The sequence below is a fragment of the Helicobacter didelphidarum genome (assembly GCF_003364195.1).
Lineage (GTDB): Bacteria > Campylobacterota > Campylobacteria > Campylobacterales > Helicobacteraceae > Helicobacter_A > Helicobacter_A didelphidarum.
This window is the reverse complement of the sequence record NZ_NXLQ01000024.1, coordinates 1-19187: the sequence shown is the minus strand read 5'-3', so window position 1 is coordinate 19187 and position 19187 is coordinate 1. Positions and strand designations below refer to the sequence as shown.

Annotated in this window: 17 protein-coding genes; 3 read left to right on the top strand and 14 right to left on the bottom strand. The window is 32.1% G+C overall.

Features of this window, described 5'->3' with window-relative positions; genetic code table 11:
- The first annotated feature begins 21 nt into the window (after positions 1 to 21).
- From CQA53_RS08550 to CQA53_RS08540, 3 genes are all read left to right on the top strand, one after another.
- On the top strand, positions 22 to 435 hold the full coding sequence (locus CQA53_RS08550) for an acyl-CoA thioesterase (protein WP_115543589.1): 414 nt from the start codon (positions 22 to 24) through the stop codon (positions 433 to 435).
- A 183-nt stretch (positions 436 to 618) separates the two neighbouring features.
- Positions 619 to 2373 (top strand): ABC transporter ATP-binding protein, encoded by a 1755-nt coding sequence (locus CQA53_RS08545; RefSeq protein WP_115543588.1) that lies wholly within the window; start codon positions 619 to 621, stop codon positions 2371 to 2373.
- A 679-nt stretch (positions 2374 to 3052) separates the two neighbouring features.
- A complete protein-coding gene (locus tag CQA53_RS08540; RefSeq protein ID WP_115543587.1) occupies positions 3053 to 4342 on the top strand; it encodes an O-acetylhomoserine aminocarboxypropyltransferase/cysteine synthase family protein in 1290 nt (429 codons plus the stop codon).
- 68 nt (positions 4343 to 4410) lie between these two features.
- On the opposite strand, the gene CQA53_RS08535 is transcribed toward CQA53_RS08540, so the two are convergent.
- From CQA53_RS08535 to CQA53_RS08470, 14 genes are all read right to left on the bottom strand, one after another.
- Positions 4411 to 5178, bottom strand: coding sequence for an MlaD family protein (locus CQA53_RS08535; RefSeq protein ID WP_115543586.1), 768 nt, complete (start codon positions 5176 to 5178; stop codon positions 4411 to 4413).
- A gap of 181 nt (positions 5179 to 5359) precedes the next feature.
- On the bottom strand, positions 5360 to 6139 hold the full coding sequence (locus CQA53_RS08530; protein ID WP_115543585.1) for an ABC transporter ATP-binding protein: 780 nt from the start codon (positions 6137 to 6139) through the stop codon (positions 5360 to 5362).
- Complete coding sequence (locus tag CQA53_RS08525; protein WP_245945807.1) at positions 6136 to 7332, bottom strand: MlaE family ABC transporter permease; 1197 nt, start codon at positions 7330 to 7332, stop codon at positions 6136 to 6138. The genes CQA53_RS08530 and CQA53_RS08525 overlap by 4 nt, the downstream gene beginning before the upstream one ends.
- Before the next feature lie 338 nt (positions 7333 to 7670).
- Complete coding sequence (gene atpC, locus CQA53_RS08520) at positions 7671 to 8045, bottom strand: ATP synthase F1 subunit epsilon (protein ID WP_115543584.1); 375 nt, start codon at positions 8043 to 8045, stop codon at positions 7671 to 7673.
- Positions 8046 to 8056: 11 nt separating this feature from the next.
- On the bottom strand, positions 8057 to 9469 hold the full coding sequence (gene atpD, locus CQA53_RS08515) for a F0F1 ATP synthase subunit beta (protein ID WP_115543583.1): 1413 nt from the start codon (positions 9467 to 9469) through the stop codon (positions 8057 to 8059).
- A 24-nt stretch (positions 9470 to 9493) separates the two neighbouring features.
- Complete coding sequence (gene atpG, locus CQA53_RS08510; RefSeq protein WP_115543582.1) at positions 9494 to 10399, bottom strand: ATP synthase F1 subunit gamma; 906 nt, start codon at positions 10397 to 10399, stop codon at positions 9494 to 9496.
- A gap of 18 nt (positions 10400 to 10417) precedes the next feature.
- Positions 10418 to 11935 (bottom strand): F0F1 ATP synthase subunit alpha, encoded by a 1518-nt coding sequence (atpA, locus tag CQA53_RS08505; protein ID WP_115543581.1) that lies wholly within the window; start codon positions 11933 to 11935, stop codon positions 10418 to 10420.
- A gap of 13 nt (positions 11936 to 11948) precedes the next feature.
- Complete coding sequence (locus CQA53_RS08500; RefSeq protein ID WP_115543580.1) at positions 11949 to 12488, bottom strand: F0F1 ATP synthase subunit delta; 540 nt, start codon at positions 12486 to 12488, stop codon at positions 11949 to 11951.
- A complete protein-coding gene (locus tag CQA53_RS08495) occupies positions 12488 to 13015 on the bottom strand; it encodes a F0F1 ATP synthase subunit B family protein (protein WP_115543579.1) in 528 nt (175 codons plus the stop codon). Before CQA53_RS08495 ends, CQA53_RS08500 begins: the two co-directional genes overlap by 1 nt.
- Positions 13016 to 13058: 43 nt before the next feature.
- Complete coding sequence (locus tag CQA53_RS08490) at positions 13059 to 13484, bottom strand: F0F1 ATP synthase subunit B family protein (RefSeq protein WP_115543578.1); 426 nt, start codon at positions 13482 to 13484, stop codon at positions 13059 to 13061.
- 196 nt (positions 13485 to 13680) lie between these two features.
- Positions 13681 to 14592: a ParB/RepB/Spo0J family partition protein gene (locus CQA53_RS08485; RefSeq protein WP_115543577.1), complete on the bottom strand. Its 912-nt coding sequence runs from the start codon at positions 14590 to 14592 to the stop codon at positions 13681 to 13683.
- A gap of 10 nt (positions 14593 to 14602) precedes the next feature.
- The gene (locus CQA53_RS08480) at positions 14603 to 15391 is read right to left on the bottom strand and encodes a ParA family protein (protein ID WP_115543576.1); all 789 of its coding nucleotides are present in this window, start codon (positions 15389 to 15391) and stop codon (positions 14603 to 14605) included.
- Positions 15392 to 15409: 18 nt separating this feature from the next.
- On the bottom strand, positions 15410 to 16264 hold the full coding sequence (locus tag CQA53_RS08475) for a biotin--[acetyl-CoA-carboxylase] ligase (protein WP_115543575.1): 855 nt from the start codon (positions 16262 to 16264) through the stop codon (positions 15410 to 15412).
- Positions 16265 to 16315: 51 nt separating this feature from the next.
- The gene (locus tag CQA53_RS08470; protein ID WP_115543574.1) at positions 16316 to 18382 is read right to left on the bottom strand and encodes a tetratricopeptide repeat protein; all 2067 of its coding nucleotides are present in this window, start codon (positions 18380 to 18382) and stop codon (positions 16316 to 16318) included.
- Between the last annotated feature and the right edge of the window lie 805 nt (positions 18383 to 19187).

The following is a 19187-nucleotide window of genomic DNA, read 5'->3' as shown; positions in this document are numbered from 1 at the left end:
ATAAAAAATTGGAGATTGTGCATGGTAAATTATGTTTTTTACGATGATACAGATTGTGGTGGGATTGTTTATCATAGCAATTATATCACATTTTGTGAACGTGCAAGATCTCTGATATTTTTTGAGAATAATATGCATCCACATAGAAACACAGAAGGCTTTGTGGTAAAAAGTATAGAATCTGAATTTATCACTCCATTGAAATTTGCTGATAAGTATAAAGTAAGAACAATCTTACTTGAGCTTAAGCACACTTCTATTGTTATGCAACAACAAATTTTCAAAATAGGATCTGTTACTGGTCAAGATAAAGATTCTATCTTAACATTTTCTGCCAAAATTAAACTCGCATACATTGATCTGACACTGAAAAAACCTTGTAAGATTCCAGAAAATATGAGAGAACTTTTATCTAAATTTTTTATAGAATCCTAAATATAGAAATAAACTATATTGCAATCCAGCCAAAACCTCTGGTGCCACAATTCTTTTAAGATAACTTTAAGGCAATAGGATAATTAATAAGACTATTAAATCATCGAACTTATATATTTTATTATTTTGTTAATATTTATATTGACATGCTAGAATTTACAAATTTGTTTAAAGGGTAAGATAATGGATCGTCTCAGTGTAAATAAGGATACTAAAGTGAGTCTGAAAAAAGATATTAAGCTTGTTTATAAACGCTTTGGACCTTATGTAAAAATGCACCGTTGGCAATACATCATGGTTCTCATTGGGATGGTTTTGGCTGCCGTTGGTTCTGGGGCAAGTGCGTATGTCGTTCAACCTCTCATAGATAAAGTTTTTAGTCAGAAAAATGAATTTATGCTTTATGCAATGCCCTTAGCATTAATTGGTGTTTTTGTTATTAAAGGTGTTGGACAATATATGCAAGGCTACTACATGTCCTATATTACCGCTAATACGAATAAACTCGTGCGTAATTTAATGCTTGATAAAATTTTAAGTTTTGAGCTTGGTTTCTTTAATAAGAATAGAAGTGGAGAAATTTTAGCTCGAATGAATGATATAAGTACTGTAGCCACTTTTGCAACAAATCATATTATTAATTTTGTGAGCATTTGCCTTACAACACTTGCGTATGGTGTTGTAGTAATTTATCAAGGATCGTTTCTTGCTATTGTTGCACTATCAATTATGCCACTTGCTATTATTCCAATTCGAATTATTGCAAAGAAATTGCGTTCTCTAGCAAATAAGAGTTTTACAACGGGCGTAGATATGTCTTCAAGAATATTTGAAATCCTTAATAATATTGAGATTATTAAAGCAAGTTCTGGTGAAAAAATTGAAGCAAAAAATTATAGAGAACAAAGTGAATTGCTTTTCAAAGTGAGTCGGAAATCCACTCGTGTTGAACTACTTACCTCGCCTTTTATGGAGTTTTTTGGTTCAGTAGCTATAGCAGTGATTATTATTGTTGGTGGGATAGAGGTTTTGAATGAAAGAATGACAACAGGGCAGTTTTTTTCACTTCTTACAGCCATGCTTTTGTTATATAAGCCCGTGAAGAGTTTGAATGGTAGTTTTGCTATGATTCAACCCGCACTCGTTGCAAATGAACGTCTTTCTCAAGTGATCGATAGAGAACCAAAAATTGTTGATGGTGCATTGGAGCTTACAACACCAATTGATTGTGTTGAGGTCAAGAATGTTACTTTACAATACGATGATTTTACTGCGTTAAAAAATTTGAATGTAAGCTTTAAGAAAAATAGTGTAACTGCCATTATTGGCAAAAGTGGGAGTGGCAAAAGCTCACTCATGAGTCTCTTGTTACGCCTATATGACCCAACAGAGGGTGAAATACTCATGAATGGAAACAATATTAAAGATCTTCAACAAAAAAGTTTTCGGGACAATATGTCTATTGTTACACAAAGAATATTTATTTTTCATGGAAGTATTGCAAAAAATGTTGCTTATGGTTTGGAGGTTGATGAAAAAAGAGTTATTGAAGCACTAAAACAAGCACAAGCTTATGAATTTATAGAAAAATTTGATAATGGAATCCACACAATACTTGAAGAATTTGGAGCAAATTTAAGCGGAGGACAACGACAGAGGATAGCAATCGCTAGAGCGATTTATAAGAATCCAGATATTCTCATTCTTGATGAAGCAACAAGTGCACTTGATGAACAAACTGAAGAAGCACTTAAAGGAACACTAGAGCAATTGCGTAAAGACAAGATTCTCATTATCGTTGCACATAGACCAAGCACAATTGAGATTGCACAGAATGTTTTGCAAATGTCAGAGGGGCAAATTATTAACTATTGGACACAGCAAGAGTATCAACAGGCAAGACAAAAAGGCAAAATAACAAATGAAGATATTGCATAATCTTAGAATGCAGTCTTGAAAATTTTTCTATAATTGTTGGTTTCTTATGAAGATTCTTCAAAGATAGGACTTATTTCTCTACCTTTCCTTACAATATTTCTCTTAAACTTTGTAGTAATTTTATATATAAAACCTAATATAAACCCACTACCCCCTAAACCCCCTATTTTTCACTAAATATACTCTTATAAAATATGCTTTTTTGTATTTGTGTAATATGAAACTATACACAAATACAAATTTGACTTATTTTTTTAGAGTGTATGAAATAGCATTAGATAGTTGGTTTTAAAGGGTTAGGTTGGGAGTTAAACTTATACTATGATACAAAGATTGTAATTTATAGAAATGATTAAATTATGATTTTTATGGTTATTTATGGTTATTAGAAAATTCTTTTTACGCATAGTTTTCATAGACACTTTGATATTGTTAGAGATGTGTTTAGTGATTTCAAAGAACACTTATATTATTTATCGAGAATATAATAAATAATATAAGTGTTCTTAAATATATTTAATATAATACTAAATTATAAAAAATATAATTTTATAAGTTTTAAAATATGTTTTATTGACATTAAAATTATTTTTTGATACACTCTTATTCTAACAATATTGATAGAGATTTATTTTTAGAATCTTATGTCAGGTGTTGTATCAATTCATTAAGGAATAATATGGCAAATTTCATACATACTGACTTCAGTGCGAGTACTTTGGCATTACATGCGGGATATGATTACGATAAACAAAGAACCACAAGTGTACCTATTTATCAAAGTGCAGCATATAGTTTTGAGAGTCTTGAGCAAGCACGAAATCGTTTTTCTTTACAAGAATTAGGAAACATCTATTCTCGCCTTACCAATCCAACCCTAGATGTTTTACGCGATAGACTCGCAGCCATAGAAGGTGGGGCTTTTGGTGTAGTCGTAGCCACAGGTGCCGCAGCGGTTTTTTATGCTTTAGTAAATCTTGCTGAACATGGTGATAATATCGTGTATGCAAATAAGATTTATGGAGGAACACAAACTTTACTTACACATACTTTAAAACGTTTTGGTATAGAAGTTAGGGTATTTGATATTGATGATCTTAATACACTCGAGAAAGTAATTGATTCTAAAACAAAAGCAATCTTTTTTGAAAGTCTTTCTAACCCACAAATTTCAATAGCAGATACAAAATCTATTACAGAGATTTCTAAAAAACATAGCATTGTTAGTGTATGCGACAATACAGTGGCTACACCATTTTTACATCGTCCATTCGATTATGGGGTAGATGTTGTCGTGCATTCTTTGACAAAATATGTTAATGGACAAGGGAGTACTCTTGGTGGAGGAATTATTGAGCGGCATGGTTTGAATGAGTTGATTAAAGACAATCCAAGATACCCAGCATTCAATATTCCTGACCCAAGCTATTATGGTTTAGTATATGCGGATATTCCTTTTCCAAGTTATGGTACAAGACTCATTGCCGATTGGCTTAGAAATATTGGTGCAACACTTTCACCCCACGCCGCGTGGTTACTTATTCAGGGATTAGAGACTTTAGACTTACGCATACAAAAGCATAGCCAAAATGCTCTTGAGATAGCTAAGTTTTTAGAATCTCATCCATTGATTCAAGAAGTATGCTATCCTGGATTAGAAAACAATCCATATCATCATCTTTTAAAAAAATATTTTAAGAATGCTCAAGCAAGTGGTCTCTTAAGCTTTGAAGCACAAAATGTTCAAGTAGCTCAAAAGATTTGTAATAATCTTGAATTATTCTCAATTACTGCAAATATTGGTGATAGCAAATCTTTAATCATTCATCCTTATTCTACCACACATTCACAACTTAGTGAATCAGAACTTAAAAGTGCTAATATTACTCCCAATACATTGCGTTTAAGCATTGGTTTGGAAAACGCATCGGATTTGATTAATGATTTAAAACAAGCCATTGAAAAATAAAAGGATTCTTGAGTGAGTTCGAGAATCCTTATAGAATATGGGAATTACTGAAAAAATATCATAATGTATTAACTTCGTTTGCCTAGTAATGTCTCATAGGGATCTCTTTCTAATCTATCCATAAAATGACTTGCTTTTTCAAGGAAAGTATTGAAAATTTGCAAACTTGTCGCACTGCGATTAGCAAGAGGAATGAGAATTTCTTTAAAGTTAAAATCTCCTTTTAATAGTGCTGTATCCAAATCTTTAAGAAGTTTATTTGCACTCACAAGTGTTGCATCAAGATTCTGTTTTGTTCCTTCTAATGAAGCTAACATATTGCGTATGTCTTCAAGATTTTTACTATCAGTTATAACTTTAACATTATGGAGGATTTCTTGCATGTCTTTACTCATACCTTCAGCATTTCCAAGAATTTTACTTAATGTATTTTTTGCAAGGCTTAGTTCTGCTTTTGAAGTATCAGTAATTATCTTTCCTTTTTCATTTTGTTTCAAATTAAGGTAACTCATGCCCACAAAGCCATCAGAATCTATAACGAGTTCAGAACCTTCACGCACAGGAATTTTTTTATTAATACCAACATCAATTTGGACTATTCCAATTTCATCTTTTTTAAATCCAATATTCATAACATTACCAATAGTTATACCTTTAAATTTTACTGGCGTATTGACACCAATAGCACCAACCTCATCTGTGGTATAAACATGATATATTCTTACTCGTCTCTCATCAATGCCAAAACGTCCTATCCAGAAGATAAATGCAATCATTGCTATGGTTAAACCACAGAAAATTGCACCAATCAATACATAATTTACATTTCGTTCCATAGTTATTCCTTGTTGCCCATATATCTTGAATCTTTTACCAACATTATGTAAAGTTAATCTCATTAAATAAGATTTAATATTGTAAAAAAGGATAAGAATATTAAAAAAACTATAATACAAAAAAATTGGTAATAAAAAAAGAATTTAGTATCTTGTCTTGCAGAGAAAGATTCTATATATTTCAAAAATTGTATAAATTTGAGTGTTTCCAATATTTTTCTCCTCGTGTAGAATCAAATAAACTCCCTTTATGTAGTCCATCATTTGCTTCAAGAGCAAATTCATCGAGTGTTCCTCTAAACTGGATTTTTCCTTGTGAAAGGAGAATAAAGCGATCTGTTACATCTTTAATACTATCTAAGTCATGCGTAATCATTACAATAGTTACACCAAATCTCTCTTTTAGAGATAATATTAAATCATCAAATTTACATGCACTCGCAGGATCAAGTCCGCTTGTAGGTTCATCTAAAAAAAGGATGCTAGGCTCTGTGCATAAAGCTCTTGCTAACGCTACACGTTTTTTCATACCACCACTTAATTCATTTATTGACTTATTACATACATTCAAATCAAGTCCAACTGTGTGTAACCAGAATTTTGCAATCTCAGGATAAAGATTAGAAGGAAAATATGAATATTCTTCTAAAAGGCTTGTTACATTTTCAATCACAGAAAGAGAACTAAACAATGCACCAAACTGAAAGACCACACCCATTTTCCGCATAACAATGTATTTCTTAGAATCTTTCAGTTTCCATATATCTGTATTAAGAATCTTAATTGTGCCACTTTTTGGTCTCAAAAGAAAAATTAGTGTGTGCAACAAAGTTGTTTTCCCACTACCACTCCCACCAAGTATTGAAAATATCTCTCCTTTATTAACATAAAAACTGATATTATCGTGAATGAGCGTGTTATTATAACCTACACAAAGATTATCCACTTCAATAATACTCATAAATCATACCTTGTAAAAATGAAAGAAAATATTGCGTTGGCAACAATAATCCAAAAAATGGCATTGACAACACTCCTTGTTGTCATGCGTCCAATAGACTGCGTATCACCTTTACACTCTAATCCATGAAAACAACCAACAAGTCCAATAATCATTCCAAAAACAGGAACTTTTACCACACCAATCCAAAAATGTGTAATAGAAACTGTTTCATAGAATCTCTCTAAATATGTCTCAAATCCAATATTAACACTTGTTTTTATTGCAATCATTCCACCAAATAAAGCAACTGTATCAGCAGCAAAAACCATCAAGGGCATCACAACAATAAGTGCTAGGATTCTAGGGATAACAAGAAAATGAAATATATTGAGATTCATTGCTTGCATAGCAGATAACTCTTCTGTTAAACGCATAGAACCAAGTTGAGCAGTAAAGCTGGAAGCACTGCGTCCAGCAATTACAAGAGATAAAATAAAAGGACCCATTTCCCGCAATGCTAACTTTGCTGTTGTATCGACACTCATAATTGGCACTCCCATGGAGTTCAATTGATATGCTCCTTGCAGTGTAATTGCATATCCAATAATAAGGCAGGTAACGAGTCCAACAGGCAATGCTTTAAATCCTTGTTCATAAATATGATGCATGAGCGATTTGATATGAAAATTTGATGGTTGCAAAAGTGATTGAGCAAAAAAATAAAGTAACATACCCATAAAATTAAAAAATGCAATCATACTTTTATAATAGTTATACGCCCATTTTCCAATAAATGTTAGAAATTGTATAATAGGATTTCGTTTTTTTTCTTGATAAGTTTGTGTTTTTTTGAACTCGATAGCATCATCTGTAATTTCAATACTATTGCAATAAAGGTCATAGGAACTTGAATATACAAATGATGTGAGGCTGATAACTTGTATATCTTTGCTATAAAGATAAACTTTCTCTATTTGTGTAGATTCTAAAGTGTCTTTAAGAAGAAGCATAAAAATAATGCTTATTTTAGCATTTTTGAAAACAATATGGATTTTTTGTTCATGTTTATTAATTTGAGAACGCAATGCAGTAATATAAGACTGTTTGACAAAACTATCCCAATTTCCCTCAATCACAATAGAATTCGCAGGAGATTCTATATTGTGAAAGTTATTATATATTGCTTGGATTTTAGGGTTTTCAAATAACAAACTTTACTCCTCAATTATATTGTTGTTTGCCATTAGGTTTATAAAATTTAAAATATATGTGTATTTAATATAGATAAAAACAAATTTTATTACCATAAGCACTGACTAATAAACTACTTAATCAACAATATTCCAAGGATTCCAAAACCCTTTTATTTGGTTGATATTCTGCATAAAGGAAGAAATGAGGCCTATACAATATACTTGATTCATAAAATTGTATTTATATCCATGTTGTTGTTACTTTAATTTTAAGATAATTAGGTGCATATTATCTTTATAGTATAATGATAATACTTATTGGTTTATCTGTTATTGCATAAGCTCAAAAGGGTATTTTATTTTGCCTCGTCAAGTTTGCGTAATGCTCCAGCAAGCATAGAAGTATCGCTTGAAGCTTCTTCTAAAAGTCGTTTAGCCTGCTCTAGTGCTTTAGAGACTTGACTCCCGCCACCACGAACACATACAGCTCCATCGGCTAAAACACTCACTTTATTGTGACTAATTGAAACATGTCCCCAATTTATCGCAACAAGATCATGACTAGTTTCGGATTGAATGTCAATCACACCTGTGCGAAGTAACGCCAACATATCACAATGCCCAGGTAAAACACCAAACTCACCATCTTTTCCGGGAAGATATACCGCAGTAACCTTACCATTGAAAATCTCACCATACGGAGTAACAATATCTAATTGAAAATCTTGCATAATGTTCCCCTTTATTTATTAACCTGTTTCATATCCTCTGCTTTTTGGAGAACTTCTTGGATATTTCCTACCATATAAAATGCATTTTCTGGAATATGGTCATACTTACCTTCTAATATTCCTTTAAATCCCTCAAGAGTCTCTTGCAAACTTACATATTTTCCTGGACTTCCTGTGAATACTTCTGCGACAAAGAAAGGTTGTGAAAGGAATTTTTCAATTTTTCTTGCACGTTCAACTACTCTCTTGTCTTCTTCGGATAATTCGTCCATACCAAGAAGAGCAATAATGTCTTGCAAGTCTTTATATTTTTGCAATACTTGCTGAATACCCGTTGCAATTTTATAATGTTCTTCACCAACAATTTGTGGGTCAAGAATCCTAGAACTAGAATCAAGTGGATCAACTGCGGGATAAATACCTTTCTCTGCAATCTTTCTGTTAAGAACTGTCTTAGCGTCAAGGTGAGAGAAAACTGAAGCTGGAGCTGGATCGGTTAAGTCATCAGCAGGAACATAAACCGCTTGCACAGAAGTGATTGAACCTTTTTTTGTGGAGGTAATTCTTTCTTGTAATTTACCCATTTCACTAGCAAGTGTAGGCTGGTAACCAACTGCCGATGGAATCCTTCCCAAAAGAGCTGACATCTCAGCACCCGATTGTGCATAACGAAAAATATTATCAATAAACATCAATACATCCAATCCTTTTTCGTCTCGAAAATATTCTGCCATAGTCAAACCGGTAAAAGCAATACGATTTCTTGCTCCCGGTGGTTCATTCATTTGTCCATAACATAAAGCAACTTTATCTAAAACACCACTTTCTTTCATTTCGTGATATAGGTCATTTCCTTCTCTTGTTCTTTCACCAACACCAGCAAAAACAGAGTAACCGCTATGTTTGTAGGCAACATTATGGATGAGTTCCATAATTACAACCGTTTTACCGACACCAGCTCCACCAAATAATCCAACTTTACCACCTTTGGAATAAGGAGCAAGAAGATCGACAACTTTAATTCCCGTTTCAAACATCTCTGTTTTTGTACTTTGGTTATCAAAGTTTGGTGATTCTCTATGAATAGGCCATTTTAGTGTTGCATTTACAGGTTCACCATCATCTACGACTTCACCAATGACATTGAATATTCTTCCTAAAACTTCTTCTCCAACAGGAACTTCAATCATGGCTCCTCGTGCAGAGACATCTTGTCCTCGTGTTAATCCTTCGGTCATATCCATAGCAATAGTTCTTACAACACTATCGCCCAAATGTGCAGCGACCTCTAGAACAAGTTCTTTTTTTTGTCCATCAAAATCATACTTTACATCAAGTGCTTCATTAATTTCAGGTAGATACCCATCAAATTCTACATCTACAACAGGTCCCATAACCTGTGTGATTTTACCAACTCTGTTCATCTTGCAAAGCTCCTTTCATAATATTTACTTCATTGCCTCTGCACCAGCATTAATTTCGACCAATTCTGTTGTGATCGCTTCTTGCCGTGCTTTGTTATAAGAAATTGTAAGGGTTCTTACTAATTCTGTAGCATTGTTTGTTGCGGCATCCATTGCTTGCATACGTGCACTATGTTCTGCAGCTAAGGAATCTACCAATGCATAATACATATTGTATTCAACATATTTTTTTGCTAATTCATCTAAAATAATATTCTCCTCATCTTCTGGAGAAATGTTTAAAACATCAGATACCAAATCTTCCTCTTTTAGCACACTTTCATCCGGGATAAGAGGGAGTATTTTTACAGATTTTAACTCTTGTGAGATGAGATTCTTAAATCCATTATGAATAATAATTACTTCTTGGGTTTTACCCGCAAGAAAATCATTCACCGCTGCACCAATAAAATCACTAGAACGTTCATAATCCGGACTAGAGCTTAAATCACCAACACTATCTTCAAGCTTAATATTGTTAAATGCAAAAAAAGCATTTCCTTTTTTACCAGCACATCGCAATCGAACCTCTACATTTCTTTTTTGATACTCACTTCTTAGACGCAAGGCTTCTTTCATCGTCGTGCTATTAAAGCCACCACATAAACCTTTGTCGGCAGTTACAAATACAATATCCACAACTTTCAAATCATGAGAATGTGTATCGCGAAAAAATTTACTATCAAGATTATCCAAACCACTATGCTTGATTCGTTTCATCATATCATAAAATACTTCATTAAGTTTGTCAGCAAAAGATCTCGCTCGTCGTGCCATTTCTTCTGCTTTTTTCAATTTAGAGGTAGAAACCAATTTCATAGCTCGCGTAGTTTTCTTGGTATTATTTACACTTGATATTTTTTTTCTAATTTCTTTTAATCCATTAGCCATGATAATACCTTACACATCTCATATTGAAAAGTTTGATTGAAACTCACTCAAAACTTTGTTTAAAAGTGTTTCTATATCTTTATCTAAAGCTTTTTTCATTTTTATATCTTCAAATAAATTTGAATATTTTGCCTCAATAAATGGATAAAGCTGCCGTTCAAATTCAACAACTTTATTTGCAGGAATATCATCTAAAAACCCTTTTGCTCCTGCATAAATGATGATTACTTGTCTTTCAACAGGTAGTGGGCTATATGGTCCTTGTTTTAAAACTTCTACCATTTTTTGCCCACGTTCTAATTGTCTGCGACTCAATTCATCTAAATCAGAAGCAAATTGAGCAAATGCTTGCAATTCTCTAAATTGTGCCAAGTCAAGCCGTAATGTCCCAGCTACTTGTTTTGTCGCCTTAATCTGTGCAGCACCACCAACACGAGAAACAGATAAGCCAACATTAATGGCAGGTCTAATACCTGAGTTGAATAAATCTGTTTCAAGGAAAATTTGTCCATCTGTAATAGAAATAACATTTGTAGGAATATATGCAGAAACATCCCCAGCTTGAGTTTCAATAATTGGTAGTGCAGTAAGAGAACCGGCACCAAATTCATCACTGAGCTTTGCTGCACGTTCTAAAAGTCTTGAGTGGATATAAAAAACATCTCCAGGGAAAGCCTCTCTTCCTGGGGGTCTTCTTAGAATAAGGCTCATTTCACGATAGGCAACGGCGTGTTTTGTCAAGTCATCATAAATAATTAGTGCATGTTTTGCATTATCACGAAAGAACTCGCCAATGGTAACTCCCGCATAAGGAGCGAGATATTGCATAGCCGCACTCGAACTTGCTGAAGCATTAACAACAACAGTATATTCCATAGCACCATGTTCTTCAAGTTTTCTTACAACTTGAGCAACTGTGGATTCTTTTTGACCGATTGCAACATAAATACAGTAAACGCCTTGTCCTTTTTGATTAATGATAGAATCAATGGCAACGGTTGTTTTACCTGTTTGTCTATCGCCAATAATTAACTCTCTTTGGCCACGTCCAATTGGTACAAGGGCATCAATGGCTTTAATTCCTGTTTGAAGCGGTTCATGAACACTCTTTCTTTGCATGATACCAGGAGCTTTTTGTTCAATAAAACGATATTCAGTTGATGCTATAGCTCCTTTTCCATCAAGTGGTTCACCCACAGTGTTAATAACGCGACCAATAACACCTTCACCAACAGGAATTTTCATTAGTATGTTTAATCGTTTTACGGTTGTGCCTTCTTTAATGCCTCGTCCATTACCAAGTACAACAATACCAACACTACCTTCTTCAAGGTTTAACGCTAAACCTTTCTCTCCGGTGTCAAATTCTACCATTTCATAGGACATAACATTGTTAAGACCATAAACTTTTGCTACACCATCAGCATAACTTGTAACCTTACCCACTTGACTAATATCAATTTGTAAGTCAAAGTTTTCGATTTTTTCCCGTATAATTGAACTAATTTCTTCGGGTTTCAATTTTGCTGTAACCATATAATTCCTTTCTTTAAATTGCTTTCAAGATGAAGTTCTGCAGTTCTTGAGTAAATTTATCCTTTAAAAATGCAACTTCAATACCCAACTCTGGTATTTCTAGATATATCCCATCAAATGAGTTGTCTAATTTTTGTGCAATATTTAACACTACACCAAGCTTTTTGCCAAGTTTTTCTTGAATAACACGAATAGAATCTTCACTTACAGATTCCCTAAAAGAAAGAATTGCTTCATAGATATTACGTTTAGAATTTATAATTTTTTTAAGTTCAGAAGCAATAAATGGGAGTAATAAAATTCGATCATTTTTGACAAGGAGTTCAAGCAGGTTATTTGCATACTGATTATGAGGTAGATTCACCAATGATTTTAAGAGATTTAGCTTCTCAATTCTACTGATAATATGAGAATATACAATTGCACGGAATTTAGGCAAAGCAACAACTTTGCCTAATTCATTATAAAAATCATATGCTTGATAAATTTCATCAGATTTACAAACTTTTGCCAATGCTCTGGCATATTTTCGTGCTACAACATCTCCTTGCATTATGCTACCTTTTTCTCTAAAATACCCACATAATCCTGTGTTTCGAGTTTCAATGTGGGGCTGACAAATATTTCATGTAAGATTTCTTCAACAATTTGTTTTTGAAACAATTTCTTCTGGAACTCCATTGCTTCCTCATTCGCCTTAATAAGATTAACAATGTGATCTTTTGTCTTTTCTTCTATATTTTGCACAGCAATGTTGGCTTCTTGTTTAGCAGATTTAATAATTTCTGGCACTTGGTCGTAAGCATTTTTTAATCGTTGCTGTGCCTTTTCTTTTTTCTCTCGAGACTCTTTTACTTTTGCTTGAGCTTGGGTCAATTTTTCACTAATCGCACGAGTTCTTTGCTGCAACATTGCTTTAAGTTTATCGGCGACAAGATACCACATTATCCCTACAAAAATAGCAAAGTTTATGGTTCTCTGAAAAATATCAGTTTTCGAAATATCCATTACATGTTCACTCGCATACAGAACACTACATGTGAGAACAAACATACTAAAAACTACAAAAACATAACGCATATTTAATCCTTATTGCTGAAATCCCAACCCCATAACGAAAGTATCAAATTTGTTTGACTTTTGCCAATAAAAGAGATTCTATGTCCCCCAAACTTGTTTTTATTTCATTTTTGATTTGATCTTTATTTTCATAAAGTTTTGCCATAAAAGATTCCATTTTCTCTTTATTTTCAGCTTGAATACGTTCTATTTTATTATTTGCTTTTTCTTTAGCTTCATGGATTTGTTCATCTTTAATTGTGCGGGCCTCAATCTTTGCTTTGGATAATATTTCTTGTATTTCTTTTTCAATTTGTAAGAGGTCATTATCATCTTGATTAACAAGTTGTAAGTCATTCGCGACTTTTTGTTCCCTTTGATCCATAAAAGAAATGAGTGGCTGAAATACAAATTTATTAAGAAGAAACATTGTAACCATGAATACAATGAATACAAGTAGCATAATTTTAGGATTTGGCATAATTTCCATGTTTGTCCTTTTGCTCTTAAAGACTTAACTAATACTTTATTCTATAATTGTAGCAAATTTATTCACGAGTTACAATAGAATTTTATAAAAAATATAAAATTCTCATAATAAAAGTAAATAATTGTGATATGAGGCAAGAATTTTTGTAAAAAACTTCATAAATAATCAAAGCAGTTATAATATTTATAATACTGATTTATATATTTTTAAGTCGTGTTAATAGCGTTTGGACATCGTCATTGCTTTTAAATACAAGACAAATACCATTATTTTTTACACTTGATGATATATTATATTGTTGTAGTAATCTTTGCAGTTTTTCTAGAGAATCTTGCAAAGATGTATCATTGCGTAACATGGTATTAGAATCCTTGTGATTGATATTATTTTGTGACGAATTTGACAAGATTGATTTTTTTTTATTTTTAAGATGCTTGACAAGATTTTCTGTTTCACGCACATTAATTTTTTGTCCTAAAATTGTTTGCACAGCAATTTCCTCATCTTTGAGTGATAATCCCACAAGCACTTTTGCATGTCCTTGCGTTATTTTATTTTCTTTAATGAGATTCTGCGTTGTTTGACTAAGTTCAAGTAACCGCAGTGTATTTGTAAGTTGTGTACGTGATTTATGTAATCTTTCTGCAAGTTGTTCTTGTGTTAAATCGTGTTCTTGTATGAGTGCTTTGTAGGATTGTGCTAACTCAATTGGATTAAGATTTTGTCTTTGTATGTTTTCTATAAGTGCAAGCTCACGCATTTTATGCATTTCTACATCAATAATAATTGCTTCAATATTTGTTGCATTCAGCAACTTTAATGCACGAAGTCTACGTTCTCCCGCTACAAGTATATATTGATTATTGTTTTTTTCGTTTTCACGCACAATAATTGGTTGTAGCAAACCATGGAGCTGAATTGAATGTGCTAACTCTTGAAGATTCTTCTCATCAAATTCTTGCCGTGGTTGCATTGGGTTAGATATTATAGTGTCAATCTCAAGCGTATAGATTTGTTTTGTTTCTATGTTCCCTGCTTTTTCATAGACACTATCAATATCACTTAATAATTCTTGCAACCCCATTTGGAGAGCACGTTTTTTTGCCATATTGTTCCCTCTAGCCCTTACTTGTTAATATTGCTTCAGCAAGATTCATATATGCAATATTTCCTGTTGATCGTTTATCATATAATGCGATTGGCTTACCATAGCTCGGGGCTTCAGCAAGCTTTATTGTGCGCGGAATCACAATAATGTTATTATTTTTATCTTGAAAAAATTTAAATTTTCCAAATGCCTTTAATTCATCTAAAACTTGCTTAGAAAGATTATTTTGAGATGAAAACATTGTGGGTAAAAAGCCCTTAATTTGCAATTTTGGATTGCTTGCTGGTTTTAGTAGCTTGATTGTATTAAGAAGTTGTGCCAATCCATCAAGAGCAAAGTATTCACATTGCACGGGAATGATAACGGAATCTGCAACAACCAATACATTAATTGTAAGTGGTCCTAATGCTGGGGCAGAATCAATAATGATAAAATCATATTGCACACGAATACCCTCAAGACAATTTGCAAGGATCTTTTCGCGCAAACCTTTTTCTTTACGATAAAAATCCGCATCAACTGCGACAAGATTCTGATCTGTTGGTGCAATAAAAAGTCCTTCTAATAGAGTAGGCTGTATAATTTCAACAATTTTTTTCTTTCCATTAATGACTGCTACCATACTATGTTGAATTTCACTTCGTTTTAATCCAAGACTAATTGTTGCATTTGCTTGAGGATCAAAATCGATGAGAAGCACTTTTTTGTTGTGTAATGCTAAAGAAGCGGCAAGATTGACTGCGGTAGTTGTTTTGCCAACACCACCTTTTTGATTTGCTATGCCAATAACTTCAGCCATTCTATTCTCCTTAGATTCTTATCGCAAACTATGCAGTATTTTGTTGTGCAACAGAATGCTGCCATCATTTTGTAATTTTGCATGTCTCAAAAATACCTCTTGTGTGATACCATTTTCATTATTGATATGTGCTTTAAAATTACCATTTTTATAAAATTCATTTTGATATTTCTTAAAAATTTCTTGCCATGAAAATTTCTCTTGTAAGAATACCACACAAGTGTTGTTGCATTCAAGTTTGTATTCATCGTTTGTAAAATTGCATTTTACAATGTTAAAGCTTAAAAAATCTAATATTTTTTCGATTATCGCATATAAAATCCAATCTCTTTGTTGATTTTGCAGTACATTTCCATTTTTTTGATATTTTTTTTGGGAAGAAGTATATATATTTTGTGTGTTTAGTGAATCTTTTGTTGAGAAGTCTTGAAATAAAGCACAAAAATTTGAGGATACAAGATTTAATCCAATCCCAAACACGATAAAATCTTTAAGATTATGTGTTAGAATACCCCCCACTTTTGTATTTGTTTTATATTGTTCTTGAATATCATCTTGTTGTATATAAAAATCATTTGGCCATTTTAACCATACATTTGGATTGATTTCACGAAAAATCTCTAAAAAAATAAAACCAAAGTAAATTGAGAGTGATTGCAAGGGCAAATCTTTTGGCAGAAGTGTTTTATGTAATGCACACGAGAAATATAATCCACATTCTACGCTTTGCCAAGTATTCCCTCTGCTACCAATACCACTGGATTGTTCTTTCGTGGCTACTACAAAGGGTGTTGTGAGATTTGGATTAGTCTTTAGAAAATCAAGTAAAAATTTTTGTGTAGATTCCATATACTTTTTCCAGTAAAACAGCATATCATTCCTCTATTTTAGTTCATATCACAAAGAATTTTACAATAAAATCCATTAGGATTGGTAATCGTGCAAGAATTGTTGAAGTTGTGTCAATACCATACCCCAATCATTTAATTCTTGTTGTATAAATAAAGAAATACTTGGATACCATATTGTAGAATCTTTCTTAAAATCATGTTTGCCAAGCTCTCCCCAACGCCAATCATATCGTTTATAGAGTAATAGGGCTGTTGGAATACCAAGAGAAGTGCTTAAATGTGCTAAAGCAGAATCAATGCTTATAACAATATCCATATATTGTAAGATTCTTGCGGTATCCGAAAAATCTGTAATATATTTTTTTAAATCAATAATGCGAAATTCATATACCAAGTCGGAATCTATGCCTTCATACTGCAAACTATAATATTCAAAATTTTCTTTTGGAAGAGATTCTAAAAGTTTTTGTGGATAAATAGACTTTTCTCTCGCATTTTGAAAGTTTGGGTTGGACGCAAAGTTTAGACCAACCTTTAATTTCTTTGGCAATGAACCATTCATTGTTGCAAGTTGCAATTTGTAGGCTTGATTATGAGAGAGTGTCTGCAATGTAGTATTTATTTTATTCTTTTTGCTTGTATGATTTTTTTGCATTGATTTAAATTGGTTTGAAGAATTTTTGGAGGAAATCAGCGTGTTCATCTTATTAGAATCTTCCTGAGAAATCTCAATAAAATCATGCTTGAACTCCGCTTGTGTTGGATTGATTTCATAAGTATTGAGAATTTTTTTCACAGGTATTTTTTTTTGTGAAGATGAAGAAAATTTACTATTTATAGAATCTTGCCTAAAGTCTTTAGTTGTTTGGTTTTTCTGATTAAATTGCAAATGATAGATTTCTTCATCTATGAGAGATTCTTGAGTATTTTCAATTTGCATTTTACAATTTTTTATCGCTTGATAGAGCTCTATGTTTTTTTGAGAATCTTTGCGTAAAAAAGATTCCAATCGCATACGAAAATCAAACAAGGAATCTTGAATAGAAAATTCATTAGCAAATAAGAAACCAAGGCTAGGCAAAGGGATTGCAACATCGTAATCTTGTGTAATCTTATTACTACATGTAATATCAAAACAAGCAAAAAGATTCTGCAATTCGCGTGGCATATATAAAATCTTTTCTTTGCATACAAGCAGTGGTAAAAAGCGTGCGAACATGATGCTATCACCAAATCCTTGTTCATGATAGATTGCAACTTTTTTATCTTTTAAAAATTCAAGTAATTCGGCTTTATTTTGAAATGAAAAATCTAGAAAATGTTTGGCAAAATTTTTCTTTAAAAGTGTCTTTCTATGTTCATATAATAAAAATCCATTTTCAAAATCCCCCAAACTTAGGAGCAAGTATGAAAGATTTATCGCGTATCGTGCATCAAAATGAATTGAAAGTGCTTGATAATATTTTTCTTGAGATTTATCAAATTTTAAATCATATCTTAAAGCATTAGCATAATTAAAATAAAAATTGGAATCCTGCGTATAATAAGATTCTAAATTTTGATAAAGATTGATTGCTTCATCAAGTCTGTCAAGATTAGTGTAGATTTGAGCTAAATTCATACCTGCATCTCCCATTCCACCTTCGTAAGCAAGAGTGTAATACTTAAGTGCAAGTTGGAATCTCCCAATAGCGGCTTCTTGATTAGCAAGATTAAACATCGCATGAATGTCTTTTGGATTGATTTGAATAGCAATTGTGTAATGTTTGATAGATTGTTCATAATCTTGTAAATCACCATAACATTTTGCTAGGTTAAAATGGAGATTTTCATCGTCTCGTGGTAAAAAACTTTTTAAAAGAGCAATTGCCTGTAAAGTCATATTGTTGCGTCTATAAAATTCCGCAAGATTCAGTGAAAGGGGAAAATGATTTATACCACATTGCATTTTATCTATCTTAATTGCTTCTTGTAAGCATTCTATTGCGGCATCAAATTTTCCAAGCTGTCCATAACTTAAGGCACATATACTCCATATTTCAGTATTGGTGCGGTTTTGTGCAATCATTCTAAGGCAAGATTCTATACATGTGTGCCACTTGCCATTATCGAATAATTCTTGCAACAAAGTAATATCCATTCACTTACCTTTAATCTTATTCAAAACTATTTTTGATATAGAGTCATTATTTTGTTTATTATTAATATATGCAATAGGCATAAAATTACTATAATATGGTTAATGTAAAAAATTTTAGATAATATATTATCTCATTCTTTTTATGTATTTTCAATTCTTGCATTTTAGCATAATTTTATATTGCCATTGTTTGAAAATAATGTAATATTATCAATTTCTGTTTCTTTAGTAAATATTTGAAAAGATAATTTATTGTTACCCCAATTCAGTAAAATTTAGAATGCAATATTTACATTTTTTGTTAAATAAATATTGAAATATTGCTACTATATTCTATTCAAATTAGTTATAATTATGGAGGTTTTATGGTCAAAATGCGATTGCACCACCAAAGCTTTTACGGGAAAAATTGAGAGATATTGATATTCATTTAGTAGATTTGGCAGAATTTTTAAATATCTCTCACCCAATGGTATATAAATTTATTGAAATATATGAATTAAGGAAAACAATGTCAAAATTGCATTTATTGATAAACTTACCCAAAGTAATGTGCTTGACCCCATTTTGTCATACTTGTTTGAATATCAAGAGATTCTAACCAATAAAAACAATGACAAAAAAGGGCTAAGTAAGGATGATATGTTAAAAATAGCATTACTTCAAACCCTACATAATTATCTAGGGTTCAAATTAAATATTAAAACTTGCATTTTAGCATAATTTTATATTGCCATTGTTTGAAAATAATGTAATATTATCAATTTCTGTTTCTTTAGTAAATATTTGAAAAGATAATTTATTG